This is a genomic window from Streptomyces lydicamycinicus (assembly GCF_000829715.2).
In the GTDB taxonomy this organism is placed as follows: domain Bacteria; phylum Actinomycetota; class Actinomycetes; order Streptomycetales; family Streptomycetaceae; genus Streptomyces; species Streptomyces lydicamycinicus.
Genome location: NZ_BBNO01000008.1, coordinates 455313 through 468036, shown reverse-complemented (window position 1 = coordinate 468036; position 12724 = coordinate 455313). Strand labels below are relative to the sequence as shown.

Sequence of the window (12724 nt, the reverse complement as noted above, 5' to 3'; positions counted from 1 at the left end):
GGCGGTGGCTGCCCGAGCTCGCCGTACCTGCTGACGGGGCAACGGGGTTCATGGCGCCCCGAGCAGCTCGATCTCGGCGAGGGTGCCGGCGCCGTCGGGCACCAGCCGGTAGTGCCGGTAGCCGCCCGGCCGGCTGATGCCGAAGACCCGCGTCTGCCGGTCCCAGGTGAAGGACTCGGCGTCGCGGTGGTCCAGCCGCGTCCACCGCTTTCCGTCCGGGGAACCCTCCAGTGTCCAGCCGGCCGGGGCCGTGGCGTGGTCCGCTGAAGTGAGGGTGTAGGACGTGACCCGGGTGGGCCGGGTGAGGTCCACCGGGGCGTCGGTCAGTTCGGCCGAGGTGTCGGAGGTGTTGTCGACGAGCGGGCCGCCCCCGGGGGCGGTGACGTCCTGGGGCGGTGCGGGGACGCGGTCGTCCTTGGTGATCGAGGTGGGGGCGGCGTGCGCTCCGGTGCCCCAGGCGGACGGGCGGTCGCCCATGGTGAAGTCCAGGGTGCCGCCGCGGGCCAGGAGCCGGTGCGGCAGGGCGGTGGAATTCCAGGGTTTGCCGTTCACCCGGAGGCCTTGGACATAGACCGTGCGCGCGTTGTTGCGCGGGGCGTTCACGGTGAGATCGCGGCCGTTCTCCAGATGGACCGTGGCCTTGGTGAAGAGCGGGGAGCCCACCGCGTATTCGCCCTGGCCCATCACCAGCGGATAGAAACCGAGCGAGCTGAAGACGTACCACGCGGACATCTCGCCGTTGTCCTCGTCGCCCGGGTACCCCTGGCCGATCTCGCTGCCGAGGTAGAGCCGGGACATCGCCTCGCGGACCTTCTCCTGCGTCTTCCAGGGCTGCCCGGCCGCGTCATAGACATAGGCGATGTGATGCGAGGGCTGATTGCTGTGCCCGTACATGCCCATCCGGGTGTCGCGGGCCTCGGTCATTTCATGGATGACATCACCGTAGGAGCCGGCGAATTCCTTGGACGCGGTCTCCGGGGTGGAGAAGTACGCATCCAGTTTCCCGGCCAGGGCGGTGCGGCCGCCGTAGAGGTTGGCCAGGCCCCGGGTGTCCTGCGGTGCGGTGAAGGCGAAGGTCCAGGCGTTGGTCTCGGTGTAGTCGTGGCCCCAGACCCGGGGGTCGAAGGTGCCCGGCGGCAGCCGCCATTCGCCCCGGGCGTCCTTGCCCTGGAAGAAGCCGACCCGGCGGTCGAAGAGCTTGACGTAGTTCTGGGCGCGGCTCAGGAAATAGGCCGACTCTTCCTTGTAGCGCGGCTTTTTGGTCTTCTCGTACAGCGCCTTGCCCATACGGGCGATACCGAAGTCGTTGAGGTAGCCCTCCAGCGCCCAGGACATACCCTCGCGGGTATCGGTGCTCGTATAGCCGAGGAAGGGCGCGGTGGTCATGCCCTTACGGCCCACTCCGGGGTGCGGCGGGGCGACGGTGGCGTTCTTGACGGCCGCGGCATAGGCCGCCTCGGCATCGAATTCCACCCCTTTGGCATAGGCGTCGGCGAACGCCACATCGGAACTCGTCCCGGTCATCAGGTCCGCATAACCGGGCGAGGACCAGCGGGAGATCCAGCCGCCGTCCTTGTACTGCTGGACGAAGCCGTCGACCATTCTCCCCGCGCGTCGCGGGGTGAGGAGCGAATAGGCGGGCCAGGTGGTCCGGTAGGTGTCCCAGAAGCCGTTGTTGACGTACACCTCACCGTCGACGATCTTCGAACCGGTGTGGGTCGGGGTGTCCTGGCCGACCTGCGGCGAGAACGGGCTGGCATAGCGACTGCGCGAACCGACTCGCTCAAAGCCGGAGTTGGGGTAGAGGTAGAGCCGGTAGAGGTTGGAGTAGAGCGTGGTGAGCTGATCGCGGCTCGCGCCCTCGACCTCGATACGGCCCAGCAGGTCGTCCCACTCCGACTGCGCCCGGTCCTTGATGCCGGCGAAGGTGGCGTCGTCGGGGATCTCCCGGGCCAGATTCGCCTTCGCCTGCTCCACGCTGATGAGCGAGGTCGCGATCCGCATCGTCACGGTGCGGTCCGCCCCGGGCCGGAAGCGGAGATAGCCGGTGACGTCCTTGCCACCCCCGTTGGCGAGCCGGCCGCCGCCGGTGACCGGGGCGTCGAAGACGGCGTGGACGAACAGCCGGGTGGCGCCGACGGACAGTCCGCTCTTGACGTCCGAGAAGCCGGTGACGATCCCGCGTTCGGTGTCCAGGCTCAGCCCGCCCTTGTTGTTGACGTTGTCGAAGATCAGGCTCGCCCGGTCGCCGGGGAAGGTGAAGCGCATCAGCGCGGCATGGTCGGTCGGGGTGATCTCCGTCTTGAGGCCGTTGTCGAAGGTCACGCCGTAGTAGTGCGGCCTGGCGGTCTCGTTGTCGTGGTGGAACGGCAGCGCCCGGCCGGTGCGTGAGGCGTCCGGGGTGCCGGCCGCGACGGACGGCATGACCTGGAAGGTCTGCCGGTCACCCATCCACGGGCTGGGCTCATGGCTGGCGCTGAACGCCTGGAGGGTGGGGAGATTGTCGGCGTTGTTCTTCCGCGCGTACTCGTAGAGCCAGTCCGCGGAGCCCGCGTTGGTGACCGGGGTCCAGAAGTTGAAGCCGTTGGGGACGGCGGTGGCGGGGAAGGTGTTGCCGCGCGAGAAACTGCCGCTGGAGAGCGTGCCGCGGGTGGTGACGGCGTAGTCGGAGTAGTGGGCGAGCGGTTTGTCCGGGGCCTCGGCCGCGAGGGTGAGGTCATCGATCCAGCCGCGGAAGGCCGGCGCGGTCCGTGGTGCCGCCGGCGCGTCATAGCCGACCAGGATCCGGTCGACGGTCTTGCCCGCGGCGACCGCGCCGATCCGCGCTTCCCGGTTGTTCCACTGATTGACGTAGAGCGTCTTGGCGGCGGCCTGGCCCCGGGGCGTCAGCGGCGCGCCGTGCTGGTCGACGGCGGACAGCTCGCTGAGGTACGTACCGTCGGTGAAGGCCAGATCGACGGCGGTGTGGGTCGCCGGGTAGGCCGGATCGCTCTTCGCCATCTCGGGAAAGATCTTGTAGGAGAGCGAAGTGGCCGCGGTGACCGGCACATTGACGTCGAAGATCTTGTTGTACGCATAGCCGTGGCCGGCGGCGGTGTGGGTGCCGGCGTAGCGCAGTGCGTGCCCTCCGGTGAATCCGGCGTGGGCCTTGGCGGTGGGGGAGTCGCGGGGGCCGGTGTCGGTCCCGGTGCTCATCCCGGGTGCCGCCGGGGTGGTCTCCGGGGTGACGCCGGAGGTCCGGGGCTTTCCGTCGGGCCCGGTCTCGACGGTGTCGGTCCAGTCCGGCCGCGGTTCGCCGGATTCGAAGGAGGAGTGGAACTCCGCGGTTCCTCGGGGCCGTTGGGGTGGCGCGGCCTGGGCCGGGCCGGGCACGGTGATGACGAGCAGAGCGGCCGCCGCGAGGGCGGCGGGGCGGGCGATCCCCCGCAGTGGACTGTGCCGGTGTCTGAGCCGCACGCGAGCCCTCTCAACGAGATTGACATCGTTGTCAGTTACATGGCGCAGGGATAAACAGAGATAAGTAAGGTGCGTGGGGACTTTGGTGTCAAGGGTGGCGCTGCGATCGGTGCGCCGGTCGTGCCGCCGATCGGGCGGCGGGAGACGGCCGGGCGAATCCCCGCATACCGGGGAGGTCTCAACTAGGGAAAGACTGCCGTCCAACCCTGCATTCGATCTTGCCCCTGCGGCCGGAAGTGGACTATACCTGTCGCGTCCGACCGGCCGTACGACGAAGGCCGTGGATCCGGGGGGAAGGCGGGAACGCATGACCGCCCCGCATTTGCCCAGCACGCCCGGTGCACATCCCGTACAACTCAGCTTCATCTGACCCGCGGTGCCGGGGTGGCTCCGGTACACCGCCTGAGTCCTGAAGAAGGCGAGGACTTGAGCATGGGATCCACCTCAGCATTCAACCGTCGTGATCTGGTCAAGCGAGCCGCGGCCCTGGGGATCGTCGCCGTACCGGCCATGGGAGTGCTGTCGGCGTGTGCCGGCGGCGGCAGTGACAGCGATAACAAGGTCGAAAAGGGCAAGAAGTCGGCCAAGAATCCGCTCGCGGTCAATGAGTCGGCCGGCCTCGATGTCGTCATCTTCGACGGCGGATTCGGTGACAAGTACGCCAAGGACGCCCAGAGCGAGTACCTCAAGGCCTTCCCGAAGGCCGACGGCAAGGTGAAGCTCTCGTCGACCCAGAAGATCCAGTCGACGCTTCAGCCGCGCTTCAACGGCGGAAATCCCCCGGACCTCGTCGACAACTCCGGTGCGGAACAGATGGACTTCGGCACGCTGGTGGCCAAGGACCAGCTGACCGACCTCTCGACGCTCCTCGACGCCCCGTCCATCGACGACCCGAACAAGAAGGTGCGGGACACCCTGCGCCCCGGTGTCGTCGAAATGGGACAGTTCGGCGGCAAGGAAACCTGGATCCTTTACTACGCGTACACGGTCTATGGCGTCTGGTACTCCAAGGGCAATCTGAAGAAGCTGGACGCGGAGTATCCGGAGACCTGGGACGAGATGCTGGCCCTGTGCGCCAAGGCCAAGAAGAAGGGCGTCGCGGGCTGGACGTACCCGGGCAAGTACCCGTACTACCTTCCCTTCAGTCTCTATCCGTTCATCGCCAAGATCGGTGGTGCGGAGGTTCTGCGGAAGATCGACAATCTGGAGCCGAACGCCTGGAAGGACCCGGCGGTCAAGGCGGCATTCGACGCCTACTACGAGCTCTACAAGAAGGGCTATGTCCTCAAGGGATCGCCCGGCCTGGACCACCTCCAGTCGCAGAAGGCATGGGCCGAGGGGAAGGCGCTGTTCATCCCGAACGGTTCCTGGGTGGAGAACGAGTCGGCCAAGCAGATCGCGCGGAACCCGCAGTTCGATCTCGCGGTCGGCGCCCCGTCCAGCCTGTCGGACTCCGACAAGATGCCCTACGGCACCATCTGGGCCTCGGGCGGCGAGCCGTACATCGTGCCCAGGAAGGCCCGTAACGCCGAGGGCGGTATGGAACTGCTGCGCATCATGCTCAGCAAGAAGTCCGCGCAGAATTTCATCCGGCAGGTCTCCTCGCTCACCTCGCTCAACGGCGGCACCGAGGGGCTGAAGCTCCCGCCGGGCCTGGCATCGGCGCAGGTGGCGCTGGAGAAGGCCGGGCAGAACATCGTCAATCCGCGGTTGCAGGACTGGTATGTGGCGCTCCAGAAGGAGCGGATCGGGGTCGGTGCGCTGGGCGAGATGATGGCCGGCCGGCTGACTCCCGACGAGGCCATCAAGAAGATCCAGAAGTATGCGGACGACACCCGCGACGACTCCAGCGTGAAGAAGTACAAGCGCTGACCGCGACGTTCGATGCGGTACCGGCGGCGGCACACGCAGGCAGAGAACGGGATCGGTAGTCATGAAACACGGTAAGTACCGTTTCATCGCGGGATTCTTGGTGCTCCCGCTGGCGATTTACGCGATCTTCGTGATCTCGCCCTTCGTGCAGGCCATCTACTACTCCTTCACGGACTGGACCGGACTGAGTCCGGACATGAAGATGGTCGGCTTCGACAACTATGTGCGGCTCTTCCAGGACGACGTCTTCTGGGCCGCCGTGGGCAACAGCGTGACGTTGTTGCTGCTTCTGCCGGTGGTGACGCTGTCGCTCGGGCTCTTCTTCGCTTTCATGCTCAACGTCGGTGGCCGCCGCCGGAAGAAGGCGGTCATCGGCGGGGTGCGCGGCTCGGGCACCTATAAGATCCTCTATTTCTTCCCGCAGGTGCTGTCGGTCCCGATCGTCGCCCTGCTGTTCCAGTTCGCCTACAACCCGGAGAGCGGCGCGCTCAACGCCTTCTTCGGTGCGATCGGGCTCGACGGTGTGCAGCCGGACTGGCTGGGGGATCCGCAGATCGCGCTGTGGTGTGTGATGGCCGCGATGGTGTGGGCCAATGTCGGCTTCTATGTCGTGCTCTTCTCCGCCGGTATGAGCTCCATTCCGAAGGATTTCTACGAGGCCGCGCTGCTGGACGGCGCGAACCGCTTCAACACCTTCTTCCGGATCACGCTTCCGCTGCTGTGGGACACCGTGCAGACCGGCTGGATCTATATGGGCATTCTCGCCCTGGACGTGTCGGCCTTCGCCTTCGTGCAGATCATGAGCGTCGGTCCGGGCGGCCCCGACTATTCGACCGAGGTCCTTCCGCTGTACGTGTACCAGAAGACCTTCCGGGACGGTCAGGCCGGATATGCGACCGCCATCGGCGTTTCGCTGCTGATCGTGACCCTCGTCTTCTCGGCCGTCGTCATGCGGCTGGGCCGGCGCGAGCGACTGGAGTTCTGATGAGTGCGCAGACCGACCCCGCGGACCTCCCGGGGGTGACGAAGGAGCACACACCGGCTCCGGACGCGGCGCGGCTGCCCGGCCCGCGCGGCGGCCGGGCGCAGAAGGACGGCGCCGGCCCCGGCGGCGGAAGCGGTGAGGGCAGGGTCCTCAATGTCTTCTCGCACGGAGTCCTGGTGATCTGGGGCCTGTTGGTCACCATGCCGCTGCTGTGGGCGGTGGTGAGCTCCTTCAAGGACGACAGCGAGATCTTCGGCTCGCCCTGGGGGCTGCCGTCGGTCCTGCACTTCGAGAACTGGTCGCGCGCCTGGGACAAGGCGAACATGGGCCAGTACTTCCTCAACTCGCTGATCGTCGTGGGCGGTTCGCTGATCGGCACGATGCTGCTGGGTTCGATGGCGGCGTATGTCCTGGCCCGCTTCGACTTCCCCGGCAACCGCTTTCTGTACTTCCTGTTCGTGGGCGGAATGGGCTTCCCGGTCATCCTGGCGCTGGTCCCGCTGTTCTTCGTCATGAAGAACATGGCGCTGCTGGACACGTACCACGGTCTGATCCTGGTCTATATCGCCTACTCGCTGCCGTTCACGGTCTTCTTCCTCAGCGGGTTCTTCAGGACGCTGCCCACCTCGGTGGCCGAGGCGGCGCTCATCGACGGCGCCTCGCACACCCGCACCTTCTTCCAGGTGATGCTGCCGATGGCCAAGCCCGGCCTGATCAGCGTCGGCATCTTCAACTTCCTCGGCCAGTGGAATCAGTATCTGCTGCCGACGGTGCTCAACGTCGGTGAGCCGGACAAGAAGATGCTGACGCAGGGTCTGGTGGCCCTGGCGGTGAGTCAGGGTTACAAGGGGGACTGGTCCGGTCTGTTCGCCGGGCTGACGATCGCGATGCTGCCGGTGCTCGCCGCGTACATCATCTTCCAGCGGCAGGTGGTGGCCGGTCTGACGGCCGGCGCACTGAAGTAGGGGGCGGACCGGAAGCCGGCGGTCCGCCGGACCGCCGGCTTCCGGCGAAAGATTTGCGCCACCTTGGCGTGCCCTCCGGCATGCCTCCCCAGGCGGCTCCGCGGCGGCGGGGCCGTCTTCACGGGTGCCCGGATCAGCTGCTTCCCGATCATGCCGGGCTCAACGCCTTGACGAGACTTCCCGGCTGGCGTTCTGCTTAGAGTTCACATGTTGAATCGATGGCCGCCCCCCGAAGGCGTGGGTGCGGTCGGCGGGCGGTCGTCGTGCCTCTCCAGCTGCCGCTGGGAGGCACCCCCGGCCCCAGACGGGAGTGGATGAGTCGATGGAGACTCCAGGGTCGCAGTCCTCGCTGCACCGGGCCAATCTGGAGCGGGTCGTACGCGCGGTGCGTATGGCGGGCTCACTCACGCAGGCGGAGATCGCCCGGAGCACGGGGCTGTCCGCGGCCACCGTTTCCAACATCGTTCGCGAGTTGAAGGACGGCGGGACCGTTGAGGTGACGCCGACCTCGGCGGGCGGGCGGCGGGCGCGCAGTGTCTCGCTCTCCGGCGACGCGGGCATCGTCGTGGGGGTCGATTTCGGGCATTCCCATCTGCGGGTGGCGGTCGGCAACCTCGCCCACCAGGTGCTCGCCGAGGAGGCCGAGCCGATCGATGTGGACGCCTCCGCCGCTGAGGGCTTCGACCGGGCGGAACAGCTGGTCAACCGGCTGATCGCGGCCACCGGGATCGATGCCGGCAAGGTCGTCGGCGTCGGCCTGGGCGTGCCGGGGCCGATCGACGTGGAATCCGGGACGCTCGGCTCCACGGCGATCCTGCCGGGCTGGACGGGCACGAACCCCGGCCAGGAGCTCTCGGGGCGCCTCGGGGTGCCCGTCCACGTCGACAACGACGCCAACCTCGGCGCGCTGGGCGAGCTGGTGTGGGGCGGTGGCCGCGGGGCCACCGACCTGGCGTACATCAAGGTCGCCAGTGGTGTCGGCGCCGGGCTGGTGATCAGCGGGCAGATCTACCGCGGGCCGGGCGGCACGGCGGGCGAGATCGGGCACATCACGCTGGACGAGGCCGGCCCGGTGTGCCGCTGCGGCAACCGCGGCTGCCTGGAGACCTTCACCGCGGCCCGGTACGTCCTCCCGCTGCTCCAGCCGAGCCACGGGCCCGATCTGACCATGGCGCGGGTGGTCCAGCTGGCCCGCGAGGGGGACCCGGGCTGCCGCCGGGTCATTGCGGACGTGGGACGTCATATCGGCAGTGGTGTGGCAAATCTGTGCAATCTGCTCAATCCCAGCCGAGTGGTGCTCGGCGGGGATCTCGCCGAGGCCGGTGAGCTGGTGCTCGCGCCGATCCGTGAGTCGGTGTCGCGGTACGCGATCCCCAGCGCGGCACGGCAGTTGGGCATCGTCCCCGGCACGCTCGGCGGCCGTGCGGAGGTGCTCGGCGCGCTGGCGCTGGTGCTGAGCGAGATGGGCGATTCGACCCTGCTCGACGGGGCGCAGTCAGCGGACGCTCCCGCCCTGGCGTGAGCGCGCTGAGTTCACACAGCTAACGCATGGCACCGTTGCCATCTCGTTAAGGATTTACTTCTTGACGGTCGGCTGGCGGCCGAGTTGACTTCCAGCCACCTCGGCCGCAACGACGCGGCCTCGTCAGGGAGGCACCCCAATGAACGTTTGGACGCGTCGCGTCGTCATAGGCACTGCCGCCGTCTCGATGGCGCTCTCCGTGGCCGCCTGCGGCAAGGCCGGCGACGGCGCCAAGGGTGGCGGCGGCGACAACAAGACGATCGGCCTGCTGCTGCCGGAGAACAAGACCACCCGTTACGAGACCTTCGACCGCCCGCTCATGGAGGCGAAGATCAAGGCGCTGTGCAGCGACTGCACGGTGAAGTACAACAACGCGGCGCAGGAGACCGAGACCCAGAAGAAGCAGTTCGACGCGCTGATCACCCAGGGCGTGAAGGTGATCATTCTGGACGCCGTCGACTACAAGGCGACCAAGTCCTGGGTGAACCAGGCCGCCAAGAAGGGCGTGAAGGTCGTCGCCTACGACCGGCTGGCCGAGGGCAACATCTCCGCCTACGTGTCCTACGACAACGAGAAGATCGGCCGCCTCCAGGGCCAGGCGCTGGTCAAGGCGCTCGGCGACAAGGCCAAGGACAGCAATGTCGTCATGATCAACGGTTCGCCGACCGACCCGAACATGCCGTTCTTCAAGAAGGGCGCCCACAGCGTCCTCGACAAGCAGGTCAAGAAGATCGCATACGAGCAGGACATCCCGGACTGGTCGCCGGACGAGGCCAACAAGAAGATGAGCGCCGCCCTCGACTCGCTCGGCAAGGACGGCTTCCAGGGCGTCTACTCCGGCAACGACGGCATGGCCGGCGGCATCATCACAGCCCTCAAGCAGAAGGGCGTGGAGGTCCCGGTCGGCGGCCAGGACGCCGAGCTCGCGGGTCTCCAGCGGATCCTCAAGGGCGACCAGGCGTTCACCATCTACAAGCAGATCAAGCCGCAGGCCGACTCCACGGCCGAGATCGCCGTCAAGCTGCTCAAGGGCGAGAAGATCGACTCCCTGACGGACGCCAAGGTCGACAGCCTCAGCGGTGAGGTCAAGGGCATCCCGGCCAAGCTGTACGACGCGCAGATCGTGACCAAGGACAACATCGCGTCCACGATCCTCAAGGACAAGGTCTACAAGGCGAGCCAGATCTGCACCGGCGACGCCAAGAAGGCCTGCGAGAAGGCCGGCATCAAGTAAGGCCCCGGGCCCTCCGGCGCCGGCTCCCCGGTCCCGGTCCCACGGCCCCAGGCCCGACCCCAGGCCCCATCGGACGGGGCCGCGCGGCACCGCCCCGCGGCCCCGGCCCGGCCGTATCCCCACCGGTCCGCACCCCGGCCGGTCCGTACCCCGGTCCGTACTTCGACCGGCTCGCATCCCCACCGGTCCGCACCTCGACCGGCCCGCACCCCGACCGGTCGGCGAGACCGGCCCTACCCCTACCGGCCCGTACCCGCGCCGCCCGTCCCGGGCGCGGACGCCGGACCGTCCCCGCAAGCCCCCCCGCTCCACGCACCACCATCCCCGCCGTTGTGACGGCGGCGAAGGAGATGATTCACGTGTCCGCTACGCCTGTGCTGGCGTTGCGCGGAATCTCCAAGCGGTTCGGCGCCGTCCAGGCACTCACGGACGTCACCCTGGAGATCCACCCCGGTGAGGTGGTCGCCCTCGTCGGCGACAACGGCGCCGGCAAGTCCACCCTCGTCAAGACCATCTCGGGCGTTCACCCGGTCGACGACGGCGCCATCGAATGGCAGGGCGCGACGGTCCGCATCAACAAGCCGCACGACGCCCAGGAACTCGGCGTCGCCACCGTCTACCAGGACCTCGCGCTCTGCGACAACCTCGATGTCGTCGCCAACCTCTTCCTCGGCAACGAGACCCGCACCGTCGGTGTCCTCGACGAGATCGCCATGGAGAAGCGGGCCAAGGAGCTGCTGGACACCCTGTCCATCCGGATCCCCAGCGTCCGGATCCCGGTCGCGGCGCTCTCCGGTGGTCAGCGGCAGGTCGTCGCCATCGCCCGGGCACTGATCGGCGACCCGAAGGTCGTCATCCTGGACGAGCCCACCGCCGCGCTCGGTGTCGAGCAGACCGCGCAGGTCCTCGACCTCGTCGAGCGGCTGCGGGAGCGCGGTCTGGGCGTCATCCTCATCAGCCACAACATGGCCGATGTGCAGGCCGTCGCGGACCGGGTCGCGGTGCTGCGGCTGGGCCGCAACAACGGGGTCTTCGACGTCGAGGGCACCTCCCACGAAGAGATCATCGCCGCCATCACCGGCGCCTCGGACAACGCCGTGACCCGCCGCAAGGCGCGCACGGACCAGGTGAAGAAGGAGGTCGGCGCATGAGCGACCTCACCAAGGAGCCCGCGGCCGAGGACGCGGAGACCACGGAGGCCCCGGCCACGGAGGCCCCGGCCACGGAGGCCCCGGCCACGGAGGCCCCGGCCACGGAGGCCCCGGCCGCGGACGCGGTCCAGGCGGCCGCCGTCGACCCCCGTCTGCTCGTCCGCGAACAGGGCTTCGCCGGCTATCTCAACGACTTCAAGCGCCGGGTGCGCGGCGGTGAGCTGGGTTCGCTGCCGGTCATCATCGGCCTGTTCGTCATCGCGGTCGTCTTCCAGCTGAAGAACAGCAGCTTCCTGTCCGCTGACAGCCTCGCCAACATCGGCGTCTACACCTCCGGCCTCGGCATCATGGCCGTCGGCATCGTCTTCGTGCTGCTGCTCGGCGAGATCGATCTGTCGGTCGGCTCGGTGGCGGGTGTCGGCGCGGCCGTGTGGGCCGTGCTCAGCGTCACCAACGGCGTCAATGACTGGCTCGCGGTACTGATCGCCATCGCGACCGGTGTGGCGATCGGCGCCCTGCACGGGTTCTTTTTCGCCAAGATCGGGGTGCCGGCCTTTGTCGTCACCCTGGCCGGTTTCCTCGGCTGGAGCGGTCTCCAGATCTGGATGATGGGCAAGGAAGGCTCCATCAACACGCCGAGCGGCAGTGTCGTGGAGAACCTCACCGGCTACTACTTCGAGGACAAGGCCGCCGCCTACGGTCTCGCGCTGGTCGCGGTGCTCGCCTACGCCGGATCGCTGCTGCTGGACAGCAAGCGCCGCAAGGCCGCCGCGCTGCCGTCCCGGCCGCTCAGCGAGATCCTGCTGCGCACCGGTGTGGTCGCGGTGCTCGCCTTCGTCGTCGCCTATGTCCTGAACGAACCGGCCGGCGCCCGCGGTCTGCCGCTGGCCCTGGTGCTGTTCCTCGCGGTCCTGGTCATCGCCGACTTCGTGGTGCGCCGTACCACCTACGGACGGCAGATCTTCGCGGTCGGCGGCAACGCCGAGGCGGCCCGCCGCGCCGGCATCAATGTCAACAAGATCCGGATCAGCGTCTTCGCGGTCTCCGGCATGCTCGCGGCCTTCGGCGGACTGTTCATCGCCAGCCTCTCCGGTGGCGCCACCAAGAACCTGGGCTCCGGCAACACCCTGATGAACGTCATCGCGGCGGCCGTCATCGGTGGCACCAGCCTCTTCGGCGGCCGGGGCAAGATCTGGTCCGCGCTGCTGGGCATGCTGGTCATCCAGTCGATCCAGCAGGGCCTGAACCTGCTCGGCATGGCGAGTGAGATCCAGTACATGATCACCGGCGCGGTGCTGCTCGCCGCCGTGGTGATCGACTCGGTCTCCCGCCGGACGCAGAAGACGGCCGGACGTACCTGACCGCGCCCCTCGCACGACGGCGCCGGCCCCCACCGGGCATCATCCGGTGGGGGCCGGTCCGTGTGCGGTGACGTACGCCTGCGGTGTGCCGGGACCCGGTTCACCCGAGTGACATACATCGCAAGGCCCGGGCGTCGGCGCGGCGGGCGCGACATTAGACTCATCTGATCGGCAAGCT

The 12724-nt window shown here is 68.0% G+C and carries 8 protein-coding genes; 7 read left to right on the top strand and 1 reads right to left on the bottom strand.

The features are described 5' to 3' along the window. Positions 1–48 precede the first annotated feature (48 nt). Positions 49–3456 (bottom strand): GH92 family glycosyl hydrolase, encoded by a 3408-nt coding sequence (locus TU31_RS28315; RefSeq protein ID WP_078886028.1) that lies wholly within the window; start codon positions 3454–3456, stop codon positions 49–51. Between the two features lie 432 nt (positions 3457–3888). Between TU31_RS28315 and ngcE the strand changes: the two genes are divergently transcribed. The 7 genes from ngcE (at position 3889) to TU31_RS28280 (ending at position 12546) form a co-directional block, all read left to right on the top strand. Beyond that, complete coding sequence (gene ngcE / locus TU31_RS28310; RefSeq protein ID WP_042159608.1) at positions 3889–5328, top strand: N-acetylglucosamine/diacetylchitobiose ABC transporter substrate-binding protein; 1440 nt, start codon at positions 3889–3891, stop codon at positions 5326–5328. A gap of 61 nt (positions 5329–5389) precedes the next feature. Beyond that, positions 5390–6313: a carbohydrate ABC transporter permease gene (locus TU31_RS28305; RefSeq protein ID WP_042159607.1), complete on the top strand. Its 924-nt coding sequence runs from the start codon at positions 5390–5392 to the stop codon at positions 6311–6313. After that, positions 6313–7278 (top strand): carbohydrate ABC transporter permease, encoded by a 966-nt coding sequence (locus tag TU31_RS28300; protein WP_107070768.1) that lies wholly within the window; start codon positions 6313–6315, stop codon positions 7276–7278. Before TU31_RS28305 ends, TU31_RS28300 begins: the two co-directional genes overlap by 1 nt. 322 nt (positions 7279–7600) lie before the next feature. Further along, entirely contained in the window at positions 7601–8800 is a 1200-nt protein-coding gene (locus TU31_RS28295) for an ROK family transcriptional regulator (RefSeq protein ID WP_042159605.1), read from the top strand. A gap of 139 nt (positions 8801–8939) precedes the next feature. Beyond that, entirely contained in the window at positions 8940–10034 is a 1095-nt protein-coding gene (locus TU31_RS28290) for a substrate-binding domain-containing protein (protein WP_042159603.1), read from the top strand. A 350-nt stretch (positions 10035–10384) separates the two neighbouring features. Beyond that, the gene (locus TU31_RS28285) at positions 10385–11185 is read left to right on the top strand and encodes an ATP-binding cassette domain-containing protein (RefSeq protein ID WP_078886026.1); all 801 of its coding nucleotides are present in this window, start codon (positions 10385–10387) and stop codon (positions 11183–11185) included. Then, complete coding sequence (locus tag TU31_RS28280) at positions 11182–12546, top strand: sugar ABC transporter permease (protein ID WP_042159599.1); 1365 nt, start codon at positions 11182–11184, stop codon at positions 12544–12546. The genes TU31_RS28285 and TU31_RS28280 overlap by 4 nt, the downstream gene beginning before the upstream one ends. Positions 12547–12724 lie beyond the last annotated feature (178 nt).

What these genes read in the sequence shown, in the direction of transcription:
- ngcE (WP_042159608.1), top strand. Translation starts at nt 3,889, where the DNA reads ATGGGATCCACCTCAGCATTCAACCGTCGTGATCTGGTCAAGCGAGCC.
- TU31_RS28305 (WP_042159607.1), top strand. Translation starts at nt 5,390, where the DNA reads ATGAAACACGGTAAGTACCGTTTCATCGCGGGATTCTTGGTGCTCCCG.
- TU31_RS28300 (WP_107070768.1), top strand. Translation starts at nt 6,313, where the DNA reads ATGAGTGCGCAGACCGACCCCGCGGACCTCCCGGGGGTGACGAAGGAG.
- TU31_RS28295 (WP_042159605.1), top strand. Translation starts at nt 7,601, where the DNA reads ATGGAGACTCCAGGGTCGCAGTCCTCGCTGCACCGGGCCAATCTGGAG.
- TU31_RS28290 (WP_042159603.1), top strand. Translation starts at nt 8,940, where the DNA reads ATGAACGTTTGGACGCGTCGCGTCGTCATAGGCACTGCCGCCGTCTCG.
- TU31_RS28285 (WP_078886026.1), top strand. Translation starts at nt 10,385, where the DNA reads ATGATTCACGTGTCCGCTACGCCTGTGCTGGCGTTGCGCGGAATCTCC.
- TU31_RS28280 (WP_042159599.1), top strand. Translation starts at nt 11,182, where the DNA reads ATGAGCGACCTCACCAAGGAGCCCGCGGCCGAGGACGCGGAGACCACG.